This is a genomic window from Nitrososphaerota archaeon (assembly GCA_029785825.1).
Lineage (GTDB): Archaea > Thermoproteota > Nitrososphaeria > Nitrososphaerales > Gagatemarchaeaceae > UBA183.
Window position 1 is genome coordinate 1 of sequence record JAFLYY010000006.1, and the last position, 14,455, is coordinate 14,455.

Below are 14,455 nucleotides of genomic sequence, written 5' to 3' on the forward strand. Positions count from 1 at the left end.
CTAGGTTGCCGCCGCTCATGACGTAGTGCTGGTTTGCAGCGTTGGTTATGATGCCGGCCATGCCAAGGCTGAGGGGGGTCGAGGTGGCTGCGATAGCGGTTGGTGAGAGGATGACAAGCGCTGTCAGAACTGAAAGCATAGTAAGGCCGATTGTTCTCTTCGTTTTCATCGTGTCTGTGAGCGTCCGGGCGCCTGTAATAGTCGATTTTGCCGTTTTCCCAATACTACTGCCGGGAGACATAGAAGGCCGACGCCGCCGTAGCCGCCCATGGCGGCGAGCTGGATCGCAGGCGCGAGCTCGGGCTGAAGGCACAGCTGGCCGTGCAAGCCCACTGCCCCGCCAGATGACCAATGCACAGAGCGGCGCGTGTCTCGTTTGTCACCGCCGCCCGTCTGGTCGTCCCACTAAGAGCGGGATTCTCTTGGACCCCTGGCAAGGCGCCTCTGGGCTGCAGTGCTGACCAGGTCGACCGATTTTTCACGTATTTCACCACCACCTGGGCTTCCGCAAATAGAGACCATGGGACGAACCGAGTCCCGTTCCTTCGGTCGGCAAGTGGCAGGAGATGAGTCTCATGAAAAAAGCTGGAAGGGATGACTTGCCGTTCGTTGCTTCCCTAGATTGACGTGAACGGCGTCCCGTAGACGGTCATCCCTTCGGTCCCCTGCATTGGGAGGTGTACTAGGCCCATGAACTGTGGCGACGCGAATGGCGCGCATCCGGTGCTGCCCGCGCTTGGATCGATCGATGGGTGTGGTACACTTGAAGGCGATGTCATCGAAGCAGACAGTGCGACTGGTTGACTCCCTGTCAGGCTGACGAATAGAGCCCCGCCTGGTACCACGGTCATTGTAGTGCCCGATACGGCTTCTGCTGCTTGAGAGTTGATGCCGGGTATCCTGAGGCCCTGAGGGAGGCTGCTAGGGTATTGCAGGGTGAACGACAGAACGCCCGTGAAGGTGTTCTGGGTCGACTTGATGTCGGATATGGCGAACGTTCCGCAGGCGACCACCGTGGGCGCCTGCCCGCTCGACTGGACCGCAGCCTGGGTGATGACCCAGTAACCGCTGATTGGAGGAGAGGCGGCGAATGCCGGCGCCGATGCGCCGAGGAGTGCGAGCGCTGTGACCAATGAGAGTGCGCTGATTGCCAGTGATTTCTTCGTGTTCATTAGCTCCGGAGTACTGCCTTGGGCTCTATAGTCGATTTTTGCCGTTTTCCTGATAACTGCACGTTCCTGACCAAGATGTATGAAATTCTTGCACGCCGTGTGTGAGACCACTGATCGCCTGGGGCGCAAGCGGCATGGCGGAGTCGCCTGTTCTAGTCGAAGTACGGGAGTATGCTGATCCCCGTCGGGGTGAACGCCACGGTGTGGTACTTCCTGCTGTGCTCCGTCCCTCTCAGCTTCTTGACCAGGAACCTCGTCCTCAGCTCCATGTTCTTCCCTATGTAGTTCTCCAGCTGGAATATCCCGTCCGCCACGAACTCCTCGATCCCGCTGTTCATGGGCTGGTCAGCCTGGAACTTGCTCACAGTCATCAGCGTGGTGATCCCCTCCCTCTTCAGGGTCTTGTATACCAGGTGCATGAGGAAGCTGTAGTCGAACTTCTCCTTCGCCCCGCTCAGGAAAGCGGTGAGCGAGTCCACGACGAGCCTCTTGGCCTTTATGTCGTCCAATGCCGCCAGGAGCGTCTCGATGTTCGACCCCATCCCTCTCCCTTCGAGAGACTCCAGGTCGAGGAGCTTCACCTTCTTCTCCTTCTCCAGCGCGTCGAAGTCCATCCCGAAGAGCTTCATGTTGCGCTTGAGGCTCCCGATGTCCTCTTCGAAGGTGGCGAACACGGCGTGCTCGTCGTCCACCTTTGCCGAGTTGTAGACGAACTGGGACGAGAAGATTGTCTTCCCGGTCCCTATCCCACCTACTAGAAGGACGAAGTCTCCCTGCTGCAAGCCTCCCTGGATGAGCGGGTCGAGGCCCACGACCCTCGTCGGCACCCGCTGGGCGGCTACGCTTTCCATACGATCGCTCTTCCGGAGGGAGGTGGTATATGAGCCTCCTTTCCGTTTTTCGCATCAGCCAGGCGTGAGTATATAAGCAAAGTTGCCGACGGACAACGGATATAGACCTCAGATTCACAACCCTCTATTAGGCGTAGGCTCCGTGAAACCCGCGACAATGGGTGCCTTCGACAAGATAAAGCGGAGGAACCTCGACTACCTCCTCATCGAGACCATCAAGCAGATCGGGGTCTCCAACTACTCCCTCCTCGCGAGGATGACGGGGATCAACCCCGAGACAGTCCGCTACAAGGTGAACAAGCAGCTCACGAAGTACGGCCTGGGGGTCCAGGTCAACCTCAACCACGCCGAGCTCGGGATGTCAGCGGGGCTGATGGTGGTGGACGCGGAGCCCAGCCAGGAATGGCTCGGAGAGGTGAGCTACCTCTTCTTCGAGGGGAAGGCCATAGGCGCGTCGAAATACGTGGGGCTCTACGCGGTCCCATTCCGGTTCAAGAAGAAGTACATCGACGTCATGTCGTTCCTCAAGCAGCAGAAGCGCATCACCGACTACGCCATCTACGAGGCGAAGTGGCTCAGGTACCCCTCCTTCAGGCCCGAGTTCTACGACTTCGACGCCAAGAAGTGGAAAGTGGACTGGCGCAGGGTCGAGATGACCCAGGGGGAGAGCGGCGCCACCACGCTGGACGTGAACAGGGACGCCGAAGTGGACTACATGGACGTCAAGATACTGAAGGCGATGCAGGAGAACCCGACGGTGAGCATAGTCAAGGTGGCCGCCGAGATCGGGGCCAACCCGCGGACCCTCAGGTACCACAACGCCGAGCACGTCGTGAAGGGCAAGCTGATACTCAACAGCAACGTGAGGTGGAGGCGCCCCGCCATCGAGGGGAAGCCGGGGGAGCTGATGCAGATGCTGACCCTCGTCAAGGGGGTCGGCCAGGAAGGGGTCGTCAAGACGAGGAAGGTCATGAACAAGATCCCCTTCACCTGGCTTGAGGGAGGGTCAGAGGTCGGGGACTACTTCGCCCTGCTCGACGTCCCCATGGACAAGCTTTACGAGACCACGAGGTACATCGAGAGCAACACCGAAGACGTCAGGAGCTCCCTTTCCATCATCATGCTCGACAGCCAGAAGTCGCGCTACCTGCACATCCCTGAGGAGATGTTCGACCCCAAGCGGGGGTGGACCCTCCCCAGCTACAGGCAGGAGATGGCCAAGATAGGAGACGGGGAAGAGCGACGGCACTCCTGACCTCCGCCTACCGGGAGTTCGTCCTCGGGGGGCACCTTCTCGCCATCGGCACGGCGAGCATAGCCGCCGCCTCCGCGGCGCTGATGGGCCTGACCGCGACCCCGCTTCTGCTCTTCATGGCCTACCTCTTCTCCTACGGCGCCTACATGATGAACAGGAGCACCGAGATGGACTCGGACGCGGTCTCGCACCCTGACAGGACGGCCCATCTCGGCTCGAGGAAGAGATACCTCCCCGCGATCTCGGCAGGGTGCTTCCTCCTGGGGTACGTCCTCGCCTACACGGTCAACCTGATTTTCTTCGGCGCCCTCTTGGTCCCGCTGGCGTTCTCTGCGCTCTACAGCGTAGGGTCGAGGCGCCTCGTGGGGGTGATAGGGGTGTCCAAGCTCAAGGACAAGCTCCTGGTGAAAAACCTCTTCGTCTCTCTCGGGTGGTCGCTGATCCCCGTGCTCGTCGGTCTGTACTACCTCCGCTTCGAGGAGGTCCTCGCCCTCATGGGGGGGCTGATATTCCTGAGGCTGATGGTTAACACCCTGATATTCGACGTCCGTGACGTAGAAGGCGACAGGGCGCAGGGGATCAGGACGGTCCCGGCTGTCTATGGGGTACGCCGCACGTACACGATGATGACGGCCATCGACGGGGTCGCGCTAGCCTACCTGGCCGCGGCCGTCTCCTTCGGGCTCCTCCCTCTACCAGCCATCGTGCTAGCTCTCCTCCCCGCCTACTCCATCTTCTACGCCTATCTGGCCAAGAAGCCAGGGGCAGACCTGGGGTTCATCTGCGACGTCGTCGTCGACGGGGAGTACCTCCTATGGGGACCGCTGATGTACATTGGAGCGGCGCTCATCTAGGCAGGCGGAGCCGAAGGTATCCGCCCCGCAGAGCTTCACGGAGGCCGTGGAACCGTACAGGGAGGCGTTGCAGGAGTACTTCTCCTCGAAGAGAGCAGAAGGGAGCCCTCTCTCCGAAGCCATAGCAGGGATCATCGACGCCGGAGGGAAGAGGCTGAGGCCGGTGATAGCGATGCTGGTCTGTGAAGCCGTGTCCGGGTCGTTCGAGAAGGCGCTCCCCGTCGCGGCGGCTTTCGAGCTGGCGCACTCCGCTTCGCTCATCCAGGACGACATAATCGACGAATCGGCCGTCAGGCACGGTCAGATGGCGACCCACAAGAAGTACGGCGAGACGAAGGCCATCCTCATCTCCGACATGATGATATTCGAGATATTCCTCGAGCTGGCGAAGTACGGGGGCTCCGGGATGTCTGCGACGCGCCTGGCCAAGCTAAGCTCGTACATCGGGAACTCCGCCAAGTTCACCGCCGAGGGGGAGTTCTTCGATTCTATCCTGGCAGAGAAAGGCTCGGCCACCGAGGAGGAGTACGTCAAGCTCGCCGAGCTCAAGACAGGCTCTCTTTTCGCGGCGGCGGCTGCCTGCGGCGCCATAGCAGGGAGAGGGACTCTAAAGCAGGTCAACGCTTCCTATCAGTTCGGACGCAACCTCGGGATTTCGTTCCAGATAAGGGACGACATACTGGACATCGTGGGGAACGAAGAGGCGACGGGCAAGCCCCTCCTGAAGGACCTCCAGAACAACGCGTCGAACATGGTCCTCATCCACGCGCTCTCTCACGCCGACAACTATCAGAAGCAGTCGATCCACTCGATGCTGTACAAGAAGTGGTTCGCGCTCCAGGAGATACAGGCGCTCATGAAGACTCTGGACCAGCTGGGGTCGATTGACCACTCCAACGCGGTGGAGAGGAACTACGCCGCAGCGGCGAAGAAGGCGCTGGAGGCCCTCCCCGCGTCCGCCGCCAGGTCCAAGCTGGAGCAGCTGACAGAGGGGCTGGGGTCGAGGACCAAATGAGCGCACTGGCCCGCTGGGAAGCGTGAGGGCGATCCTGCCGCCATCGTTCCGTGGAAAGAAGGCAAGGCCATGGGCGTGACATCCTCCCACGGGTAAACCCGTGGGCTTCCAGCCCCTGTTTCATGGCGTTCCACGTCCCTTGGGCCGCGGTCCGATTCAAGCGCCAATGCATCCATCCAAGGGCTGAAGCGCCCGGGCCCGGGCCTTCTCGCGCCGTTTGGCAAAGGCTTTTGTGCGAGCTGTTGGGAGTCGACGCCAGAGTTGAAAGCGGCCGCAGTCATGCAGAGGCTGAAGACCAGGGTCGAAGGGCTGGACGACCTTATGGAAGGCGGACTGGTGAGGGGAGACATACACCTCGTGGCCGGGGGGCCAGGGACAGGGAAGACCGTCCTGTCCGCGAACATAGCCTACAACGCCGCCACGGCTGGGGAGAACGTGGTCTACGCCACGTTCGAGGAGTCCGCGGAATACCTGAGGCGCAACCTGAAGCTGCTCGGGCTCGACGTGGTCCCGCTGGAGAAGGAGGGGAAGTTCTCCATAGTGGACCTCGAAGCCCTGAAGGGGCAACAGCTCGAGACGAACATCTCGACCCTCATACAGGCGACCAAAGACTCGAAGGGGACCCTCTTGGTCATAGACTCGGTCACGGCGCTCCTCCTCGCCTGCGAAACCCAGTTCGAGATGAGGACGTTCATGAAGTCGGTCTACACCTCGCTGAAGGCTGAGGGGATCACCACGATACTGACCGCGAGCCTAGCCAACGGCGGGAAGATCGGGTTCGAAGGCTTCATGACCGACTCGGTTATGCTGATGGAAAACTGGGAAGACGAGGTCCAGATGAAGACCAGGTTCGTCATACTCAAGATGAGGGGGACGAACCACAGCAAAAGGTACCACTCCGTCGTCTTCGGACCCAAGTTCGCCGTATCTAGATTCTGACCGGATTGGCGGTAACTGGACTGTCACTTCTGAACATCTCCGTCGATCTGTTCGCCCTAGCGGTCACCTGGGCCTCGCTCTTGTTCGTACTGAGGCAGAAGCCGAGCCAGTACCCATACCTGAGGAGCATACTCGCCCTCGTCCACGTCTTCTTCGGGCTAGTCGTCGTGCTCGACGTCATGAGGCACCTTTACGGAGGGTCCGCGGCATACATCGAGACCTACTCGTTCCTCGCCCCCGACCTCATCTACCTAGACGTCGCCCTCCTCACGACCCTGGCATATTCGATCTACATGAGGCCCGGAGGGAGGGGGGTCGCCCAGAGGCTCAAGTCGATGTTCTTCCGCTGGCCCCACGGCCTGATACTGGGGGCGTTCATGGCCTTCATAGCGTCGACCGAGGGGTACCTCACATACTTCAGGCCCTACACCATAGTCCTTCTCACCTCGCTGGGGGGGAGCCTCGTCCCGTCCCCCAAGTTCAACTCCACGTTCCTCGCCCTCTCGCTGGGGACCCTCGCCTTCTTCCTCGCTTATCCGACCCTGCTCTTGGTCAAAGCGGCCAGCCAGTCAAATGACCCGGGGACCAAGCGGCGGCTCTTCGCCCTCCCGTTCTGCTGGTTCGGGATCGGGGCGGAGGTCCTGGTGTTCAACGGGTTCCTTGTCACCCTGGGTTACGACCTCATCCCCATCGGGTATTCCATCGCCGGGATCCTCTTCGGCGTGACTGCGGCGATATTCAGGAGGGCGTCCCTCCTCTCCACGTTCTTCGAGCCGGTGCACGGGGGCGCCTCCCCGGGGGGCCAGCCTTTGGTCGAGGAGGGGGCGGTGCTCGACGTCCCGGTCTCCATCCTGCTGGAGGTCGACCCTTCGTCCAGGTTCGAATCGGCGGTGGCAAGCCTGGCGAGAAAGAAGACAAGGGCAGGAGGTCTGGTCTACGTCTTCAGCTCCAGGGGGAGCCCGGTCTACAAGGGGCTTGCGGGGATCGAGGGGGTGAGGTTCTACGTGATGACCTCGGGGGTGTCCTACCCCAGCTCTTCCGACAGGCAGAACGAGCTCCTGGTGCCGAGGGACGACATGGCGGTGATGCTCGACCTCATCGACAAGACGATATCTTCCACCAGCGGCACCCCGGTCTCACTCGTCTTCGACAGCATCTCCGACTTCATCATATACCAGGGGCTCGAGTCGACCTACAAGTTCCTCAAGCAGTCGAACGAGATAACCTCCAAGCCCGGCGTTTCCGCGGTGTATCTGCTCACCTCGAACGCGCACGACGAAAGGGTAGTCAGCCTCATCCGGAGCCTGTTCAGGATGCACGCGACATACGACCAGGCAGGGATCAGGGTCACCAAGGGCGCCCCCGCGGCTGGGGCTTAGAACTTCGCGCTTGCGGCCGGCGCCGTGGCGTTGACCTCGTCGATGACCTTGGAGTAGGCCATGAGGACGGCGATGGCCTTGTCTGTGAGCTCGTACCTCTTCCTCCTCCCGTAGGTGGCCAGGTTCAGGAGGCCGCCCTGTTCGAGGGCTTCTAGATGCTCCTTCAAGGCGTTCCAGGACAGATTCGCCTTGTACATGATCTGAGTGGGCTTCTCCGCCCCTGCCTTCACGCAGGACAGGATGTCCATCCTTATCTCAAGGTGCGACCTTCTGAGGGAGATGCAATGCCTGAGTGTCGCCGGTTCGTCCAGACCGAGGAAGCCGTACTTCGCCTCTGCCAATGTCAGGCGATTCACGTATAAATAACCCATATAAGGATTATGGATTTGTCGCCTATTTTCAGCAGATAACGCCACCATGGCGTGATATGCGCAGAAGACGGAGAGGGGAGTTTGAAAATCCGAGACTATGTCAAGGGGCGCTTCGCGGGCCGCGCCGTTCGTTCACCGTCTCGATGATCCGGGTGAAGCTGGCCAAGACGTCGATGCCTTTCACCGTCAGCTGGTAGTTCCGCTTGCTCCCCTCCGTCATCCTCTCCAAGAGCCCGATCCCGACGAGCGAGCTGAGGCTCGACTGCAGGGACGTCCAGGCCAGGTTCGCCCTGTACATTATCTGGGTAGGCAGGTATGCACCCTCGTGCACCACCCTGAGGATGTCCATCTGAATCTCTAGCTGGGACCTTCTTGCTTGGTGCGTCCGCCTTTCTTCGAACTGTTCGAACAGGTCGCTTGTGGACTGACCCAATTTGTTGACCGGCGCTTGGTAGTCGGATAACCTATATAACTATTACAGAAATATCATGCAGATTCTTATTCCGTGTCGGCTTCGTTCTTGCGCCATACTTGTTTTGGCGGACAGGTTATAGGTCTTTTTGTTGTTTGAATTCCTTCAAACTTTGTTACATAACTATGAAGGAGATGCGTATTGACATCTAGAAGATACGAATTCTCGGAGGTACTGTTCTGGAATGCGGCATATTTCCTTAGGAGGTGCATACCACAAATGCCTGGCGTTGATGCGTTCTCGCGCCTGGTCCCTGGCCGCGCTTGTCGGGGGGGTAGGGATAGCGATGACAGTCCCAGGCTTCCTGCCGCCTTTGGGCCAGAGCATCCTCCTCGGTTCTTCGATAGGCCTGATAGTCGTCGGCCCGGTACGTGGGTTGGCGATACCCAAGCCCTCGATGCCCAAGCAGCCGCCGGAGGATAAGCTGAGGGGCCTGGTGAAGGCCAGGGACAGGGAGAGGGGAGCCCAGCGCGAGGAGATCCTCGACTCCTTCGACAGCCTCCTCGAGAAGGTCGAGGACATGGACGACCCCGCGGTGAAAGAGAAGCTCGTCCGGAACTTCGACCGCTTCGTGGGAAGGCTCACGGCGCACTACCCCGAATGGGACGCGGAGGGGAGGCTGAGGACCTACGTGCTGATGGAGAAGATAGGAAACTCCCTCTCGCTCCAGAACGCCGACGTCTACCTCGGCCTTGCATACCAGACCCTGGTGGCAAGGGGGGCTGAAGCGACTGAGATCTCCCATGAGACGCTCAACGGGAAGGTGAGGCGGATGTACCTTGACCCGAGGAGCGAATGGACCCGCTACCTGGCCGGGACGCTCATATTGATGAACAGGGAGGACGAGGAGTACGCGAAGGAGATGGTGGCCGACGCCATACACCTATGGAGCGACGAGCGGTTCGACAGGTCGCTCCCCGACTTCAAGGCGGTCAGGCAGCTTCCGGACTCGACCAGGCGGGAGGTCGAGGACATGGTCGAGAAGGAGATGGAGAAGGCGCGGACCGCCGGGGACGTCGGGGTGATACTCAGGGCCAGAGAGATAATGGAGAGCATCATACTCTCGCGCAGGGAGCAGCCTAGGCGGGACGCCGGGCCGGCTGGTTCGTTGTAGGAGCCGCGGCAGACCAGGGCGCTTGGCGCGGTAGACGAAGGCTGCGGCCAAGTCGCTGCAGGCGGTTCCCGCTGAGCCGGCAGCGGCCGGCACACAGGCGCGTGATGCGGCGGCCAACCGGCCGGCGGGGGTCAGCCTTCCGCCTTTGTCAGCTGGAGCCCGACGCACCTGCAGGCAGAGATCAGCATGCACCCCCGGGGGGCGCGTGTCGGCGGCTTCAGACTCCGAGTTCCGGGTGATCACGGTCGATGGGGGCCCGGGCAGAGTCGGTGGTGAGCGCAGTCATCGGAACGACGCCCCTTCGCGTCGTGCTGCGGGTCCGAGGCAGCTCCCAACGCAGATGAGGATGGACGCCGTGCACGGGCGGCTCCGTAGGCAGCGGGGCGCCCTCTGGTCAGGGCAGCCGAAGACGGGCTGTTGCGGCGGCTCGGCACTGATCGGCCACGCCTGTCGCTTTGGCGGAGGCTGCCACGCCTGCAATCATCGCAGGGCCGGGTGCAGGCGGGCTCGCCGCGCACGCGGAGCTCCACGTCCACCATGGCGTCAGACGGTAGCTTTCGGTCTCAAGTCTTCTTAGGCTGTGAGCCTGTCTTGAAGAAGTAGCCGACCAGGAACACAGCCGCGATCACGACGATTACGCCTATGAAGACATAGTCTGGGGCGTAGCCGTACACCCCTACAACCTGAACGGGGCCGTTCACGGGTACGACGACGGTCCCTTGCTGGTTGGGCGTCTCGACCCCGTTGACCAGCGTTTCCGTGAGCGTTCGTGTCAGCCCGAGGCTTGCCGGCAACACGGTAGGGAAGGAAACGGCGGTCGACTTGCCTCCCAAGACCCACTCGCTGGTCACGCCGAGGGGCGATGACTGAGTGACCTGGTACTCGACGCTGTACTCCGCCGTGAGGTTCATCGTCGAGTTGACAGGCACGCTGATTTGGTTTGTCCCGTTCATTCCGGCCCATCCGGCGAAGACGAGCCTCTCTTCGTTGTTCACAGGGAGCTGACCCGGCACGGTCGCGTTGACGAGCGATCCATCCTGGAACCACCCTCTGAGGACCACGCCGGTCGGGTCCGTGACGGTGACGAAATAGCTCAGGGCGTAGCTTGGGACGATGACGACCGGCGCCGAGGGCGTCAGCGACATGGTGTTCCCGTTGGCTGCGTATGACGCCGTCCCATAGACCTGGAATCCGTCGAGCCTAAGGCTCGACCCCCCTGCCCCTGGCAGCGCGGACGCGAAGACGTGGTACCAGCTCTGACCCGTCGGCGCCCAGAGAGTGGACGCCCCTGACGGGAGGACGAGGGTGACGTTGGTGAACTGGTTGTAGATCGCCTGCACGGCTTCTGGTCCTGAAGCGCTGACATTGAAGGCGCCTGAGGGCGCGTAAACCGGGGTCCCGGCGACGATGACCTGGTTCAGCTTGTACATGAACGACGAGCTCTGCATTTCGACCGGGACGCTGAGCAGCACGCTGCTCCCCGAGTCGACCCAGGTCGAGCTCGCTACCGTATTCTGCGGGCTGTACGTGACCGAGACGGCATATTGTTTGATGAAGTGCGCGAGATAGCCGCCAGAGCTCACGTCGAGGCATGTGCTCGAGCCTACGAGCTTGCCGGACGAAAACCACGCGTCGAAGGCGTACCTTGCAAAGGAGTCCTGGTAGACATACTGCGGCACGCAGACTGTCCCCTGGAGGGCCGCGCTCGAGTTCGTAAGGAGGTAGGGCGAGCCGTTCACTGTCACCTGCATTGGGGTGGGCGCGTCCACCGTTATCGTCGGCGCCGCCGCTTGCGCGGCCGCGGGCGCGAGCACCAGCCCCGCCAGGAGCACCAGCACGACCAACGTTGATTTCAAGCGGTCACTTCCTCTTTTCCGCCAGTGAAAAACCTGCCGCAACGGCCAAGAGCGCAACCGAACCGAGTATCCAGACCAGGGGCGCCGAACGAAGGCTCATAGGGAGATAGCCCAGCAAGGGCAAGGCTATGACCATCACCCCCACGATGCTCGAGAACGGAAGCACGGTGGTCGAGTTGGTGTTGTCTCCCCTGAACCCGAAGGTGGCGCTGCTGTCGTTTATCCAGATGATCCTATGGATCAAGGGCTCCCCCAGCTCGTCAGCCACCGCCACCTGTCCGACGACGGGCCTCGCCCCGAGTTGTATCAGCGCGAGGCTGCCGATCGGAAGGTTCGGCTCCATGGAGCCCGTCGGGACGTAGACGACTTCGTATCCCTGGGCCATGTAGAGGCCGAGGAGGATCAGGGCGAGCACCCCCAAGGCTGCGGAGACAGTCTCACTGCGTCGCAATGACCTCGACTTCCACCGGGCTGCTTCCGGGTGTTATGGCTGTGAAGGTGTTCGTCGTTGCCGTCCCCGTCGGATTCAGCGCGACGCCGCTCACCAGCTGTGTTGACTGGAAGGCGCCGTTGACATAGATGGAGACATAGACGCTGTAGGTGCCCGAGAGCGACGCCTGCAGGTCGAGCTGGACCTGGTCGAACGCACCTGTCGTGGTGCTCGCCCCCCCGTTCAGAAGGGTGACGCCTGTCACCTGGACGACGTTCGATGGGACGGCCACGGCTCCGCTCCCTGAGATCGAGCTGACAAATGTGACGTTGATGCTGGAGGCGTAGACCGAGGTCGCCAGCATAAGGGAGCCGAGTATGACGAAGAAGTGGGCGTACCTCAAGCCAGGTCGACCTCTACCTTCGCGACGCTAGACATCGAGACGGTGGGGCTGAGAGTCATCGCCACGGAGAGCGCATTCCTACAGTTGTTGCTGCTCCCTGAGCCGGTGCTTATCGAGGCCCCCGCCGAATTGTAGACGGTGACGGTGAGGCTGACTTTGGCGTGCCCTGGGCAGTAGACGTTCGCCGAAACCGAGGTCAGGGACCCTGCGGAAACCGAAAGGGTCGCACCCTGATTGTACGCGCCTGTGTTGCTGTCCGTGAACACGTAACCTACTGGGCTCGGATTAAGCGTTGACACCTCGCTCACGTTCAGCTGCGTCGCGAACGCGGCAGTACTCAAGATAACCAAAAAGAGGAGTAAGAGGAGGAGCGACTTCATCTGTTATGTCACCCTCCCTCTTACGCGGTCTGGACTACATCCACCTCGACGCTGCTTATCCCTGACGGCGTTACAGTGGTGGGAGAGAGCGTTACAGTCGCAGTGGTCGCGGCTCCGGCGGCAGTGGTGCTGCCCGTCGCAGCGACGGTCGTCCCGCTGCTATAGACGGTCACGTAGACCGTGTACGAGTTGGACGACGTACCGCTGAGCGCGTTAGCGAAAGTGATGTCGACGCTCGTGACTGTCGGGGCCGAAGTAGCGGAGGTCGTTATCCCCCACGTTATCGATGAGATTGTGCATGCTGTGCTGATAGGGCATGACACGGCGACGTTCCCTGTCCCTGCTATTGCCATTGTTTGCGTCACTGTTATGCTGTTGGCTGCATACGCTGCGCTTACCGCGAAGAGTATGCCTCCCAGAAGCAGCATTGAGGCGAAGATTCTGGTTTTTTTCACCTTCCACATCTCCTTGCTGATGGATTCTCCCGTGCCCTAATACCGCTTTTAGTAGATTCTGCGATGAAGTTGGGCGAGACAGTTGTGGATTCGGCAACATCATCGTCCCCCTGCGCCATCGTCCGCTGCCGTTCGAAGCACTTCATAGAAGGCCGCGTTGGAGCGTATGCGGCTCGTAGGATGTCAATGCAGGTTTCAGACCCATGCTCTGCGACAGGGAAGCGGGCTCGTCCGTTTGGATTGCGTGAAAATTCACGGTCAGCTCGCTGATATCCTGATCTGGCCTTGGCTCGGCCTGGTCAGGGACATGGCGCCCTGAGGAGAGCGCCGAAGTCATGTCCCTTCCTCCGCCCTACGATGCCTCTCACTTGGAGGGTTGCCCCAGGGCCCCTGAGGTCAGATGCCGGCCGCAGCTCGCAGGCCCGGGCGCCATGGGCGGCCCGATTCATCCCCGATCACTGCCATCAGCCAACGGCCTGATAGCGCGCCTGTATGCGTCCTCGAGGGCTTGGAGCTTGGCCAGCTCCGCCCCCATGGACCAGACCCTGTCGGCGAACTCCTTCATGGGCATCACAGGGAACTTCGGGTCGCCGGTCGCCGCCGAGAGGACGAGGTCGAAGTCCCCCCTGGCCTGGCCCTCGAGCGAAACGGTCTCCTGCAGCTTCTGCTCGAGCCTCGCTCGGACCGCCCCGGCGGCAGCCGCGAGCCCTGCGTAGCTCGGGGCAGACCTGTCGGTCTCTTTCAGGATCGCCGCTACCCTCTCTGCTTCGGCCATCAGGGGGGTCTGCGCCTGGGGCTCGGCATAAGGTATGCTGGGGCCGAGGGCGAGAGTGAGGCTCTGCGCGCTGCTCACTACAGTGAGCTTCCCCCCCGAGCGCGTGGCCAGCGCCTCGAAGACCTTCCTATCGCTCACCTTCCCTATGGCGACCACGTCCACTATGGCCCTGCGGCCGAGCTTCTGGTCGATCATGGCCTCGGGTTTAGGCCCCACGTTGGATCTGTCGTCGGTGACGAGTATCAGCTTCTTGATCCTCTTCCTCGGCCCGTCGGGCGCCTCGTGGAGCATGTCGACCGCGGCCCTGAGCCCCTCCCCCGTGGGGGTGGCTCCCCCCACGTTCATCCCGTCAAGGCTGTCCCTGAGGAGTTCGGGCCGGGCGTGGAGCTCTGAGATTGAGGTCAGCGGGAGCACCCTCTGCGTCATCTCCTTGCCCGAGTCTATCATCATGCCGAGCGCCTTGGTCGGCGCCCTGAACCCTATCACCCCCACTCTGCACCCGAAGGGGAAGAGGAAGCCCTTCACAGTCTGCTGGATGCCTTCCTTGACCGCCTGTATCTTGACATATGAGGCCCCGGCGGGGGGTTTGGCCTCTTCCGCCATGCTGGTCGATGCATCGACGGCGTACAGCACGTCCCACATCCACTGTCGGTCCCTGTGCGGCCGTCCGGCATTTATCAGTTGCGAGCGAGAAAACCCACAGGCTCCAGCCGTGGGATGAAAGCGAGCTGGAA

16 protein-coding genes are annotated in these 14,455 nt (G+C 61.3%); 6 read left to right on the plus strand and 10 right to left on the minus strand.

The genetic code is table 11. From position 1 onward, the window contains the following. Positions 1-617 precede the first annotated feature (617 nt). Positions 618-1,172, minus strand: coding sequence for a hypothetical protein (locus JRN21_10675; protein ID MDG6989764.1), 555 nt, complete (start codon positions 1,170-1,172; stop codon positions 618-620). A 152-nt stretch (positions 1,173-1,324) separates the two neighbouring features. Next, on the minus strand, positions 1,325-2,023 hold the full coding sequence (locus JRN21_10680; protein ID MDG6989765.1) for an AAA family ATPase: 699 nt from the start codon (positions 2,021-2,023) through the stop codon (positions 1,325-1,327). Between the two features lie 142 nt (positions 2,024-2,165). Between JRN21_10680 and JRN21_10685 the strand changes: the two genes are divergently transcribed. The 5 genes from JRN21_10685 to JRN21_10705 all read left to right on the plus strand — a co-directional run bounded on the left by JRN21_10685 (position 2,166) and on the right by JRN21_10705 (position 7,465). Continuing rightward, the gene (locus JRN21_10685) at positions 2,166-3,278 is read left to right on the plus strand and encodes a winged helix-turn-helix domain-containing protein (GenBank protein MDG6989766.1); all 1,113 of its coding nucleotides are present in this window, start codon (positions 2,166-2,168) and stop codon (positions 3,276-3,278) included. Beyond that, positions 3,209-4,132, plus strand: coding sequence for a UbiA family prenyltransferase (locus JRN21_10690; protein ID MDG6989767.1), 924 nt, complete (start codon positions 3,209-3,211; stop codon positions 4,130-4,132). The genes JRN21_10685 and JRN21_10690 overlap by 70 nt, the downstream gene beginning before the upstream one ends. 46 nt (positions 4,133-4,178) lie before the next feature. Next, complete coding sequence (locus JRN21_10695) at positions 4,179-5,147, plus strand: polyprenyl synthetase family protein (GenBank protein ID MDG6989768.1); 969 nt, start codon at positions 4,179-4,181, stop codon at positions 5,145-5,147. Positions 5,148-5,408: 261 nt separating this feature from the next. Next, on the plus strand, positions 5,409-6,086 hold the full coding sequence (locus JRN21_10700) for an AAA family ATPase (GenBank protein MDG6989769.1): 678 nt from the start codon (positions 5,409-5,411) through the stop codon (positions 6,084-6,086). A gap of 5 nt (positions 6,087-6,091) precedes the next feature. Continuing rightward, the gene (locus JRN21_10705; GenBank protein ID MDG6989770.1) at positions 6,092-7,465 is read left to right on the plus strand and encodes a hypothetical protein; all 1,374 of its coding nucleotides are present in this window, start codon (positions 6,092-6,094) and stop codon (positions 7,463-7,465) included. Here the strand turns inward: JRN21_10705 and JRN21_10710 are convergent. Together JRN21_10710 and JRN21_10715 are read right to left on the minus strand one after the other, a co-directional pair. Next, entirely contained in the window at positions 7,462-7,806 is a 345-nt protein-coding gene (locus JRN21_10710; protein MDG6989771.1) for a hypothetical protein, read from the minus strand. The two genes, JRN21_10705 and JRN21_10710, sit on opposite strands and share 4 nt — an antisense overlap. Positions 7,807-7,936: 130 nt before the next feature. Beyond that, a complete protein-coding gene (locus tag JRN21_10715) occupies positions 7,937-8,269 on the minus strand; it encodes a hypothetical protein (GenBank protein MDG6989772.1) in 333 nt (110 codons plus the stop codon). A gap of 268 nt (positions 8,270-8,537) precedes the next feature. Here JRN21_10715 and JRN21_10720 point away from each other — a divergent pair, with 268 nt between their 5' ends. Further along, positions 8,538-9,422: a hypothetical protein gene (locus JRN21_10720; GenBank protein MDG6989773.1), complete on the plus strand. Its 885-nt coding sequence runs from the start codon at positions 8,538-8,540 to the stop codon at positions 9,420-9,422. Positions 9,423-9,985: 563 nt separating this feature from the next. On the opposite strand, the gene JRN21_10725 is transcribed toward JRN21_10720, so the two are convergent. The 6 genes from JRN21_10725 to JRN21_10750 all read right to left on the minus strand — a co-directional run bounded on the left by JRN21_10725 (position 9,986) and on the right by JRN21_10750 (position 14,363). Continuing rightward, positions 9,986-11,278, minus strand: a complete 1,293-nt coding sequence (locus JRN21_10725) for a hypothetical protein (protein ID MDG6989774.1) — start codon at positions 11,276-11,278, stop codon at positions 9,986-9,988. Between the two features lie 4 nt (positions 11,279-11,282). Then, a complete protein-coding gene (locus JRN21_10730) occupies positions 11,283-11,729 on the minus strand; it encodes a S26 family signal peptidase (GenBank protein MDG6989775.1) in 447 nt (148 codons plus the stop codon). Beyond that, entirely contained in the window at positions 11,716-12,111 is a 396-nt protein-coding gene (locus JRN21_10735) for a hypothetical protein (protein ID MDG6989776.1), read from the minus strand. Before JRN21_10735 ends, JRN21_10730 begins: the two co-directional genes overlap by 14 nt. Next, positions 12,108-12,452, minus strand: coding sequence for a hypothetical protein (locus JRN21_10740; protein MDG6989777.1), 345 nt, complete (start codon positions 12,450-12,452; stop codon positions 12,108-12,110). The genes JRN21_10735 and JRN21_10740 overlap by 4 nt, the downstream gene beginning before the upstream one ends. Before the next feature lie 59 nt (positions 12,453-12,511). Then, positions 12,512-12,946, minus strand: coding sequence for a hypothetical protein (locus JRN21_10745; protein ID MDG6989778.1), 435 nt, complete (start codon positions 12,944-12,946; stop codon positions 12,512-12,514). Positions 12,947-13,391: 445 nt separating this feature from the next. After that, positions 13,392-14,363: a VWA domain-containing protein gene (locus JRN21_10750; GenBank protein ID MDG6989779.1), complete on the minus strand. Its 972-nt coding sequence runs from the start codon at positions 14,361-14,363 to the stop codon at positions 13,392-13,394. Between the last annotated feature and the right edge of the window lie 92 nt (positions 14,364-14,455).

Bases quoted from the DNA above. Each gene is read 5' to 3' on its own strand.
- JRN21_10675 (MDG6989764.1), bottom strand. From the start codon at position 1,172: ATGAACACGAAGAAATCACTGGCAATCAGCGCACTCTCATTGGTCACA.
- JRN21_10680 (MDG6989765.1), bottom strand. From the start codon at position 2,023: ATGGAAAGCGTAGCCGCCCAGCGGGTGCCGACGAGGGTCGTGGGCCTC.
- JRN21_10750 (MDG6989779.1), bottom strand. From the start codon at position 14,363: ATGTGGGACGTGCTGTACGCCGTCGATGCATCGACCAGCATGGCGGAA.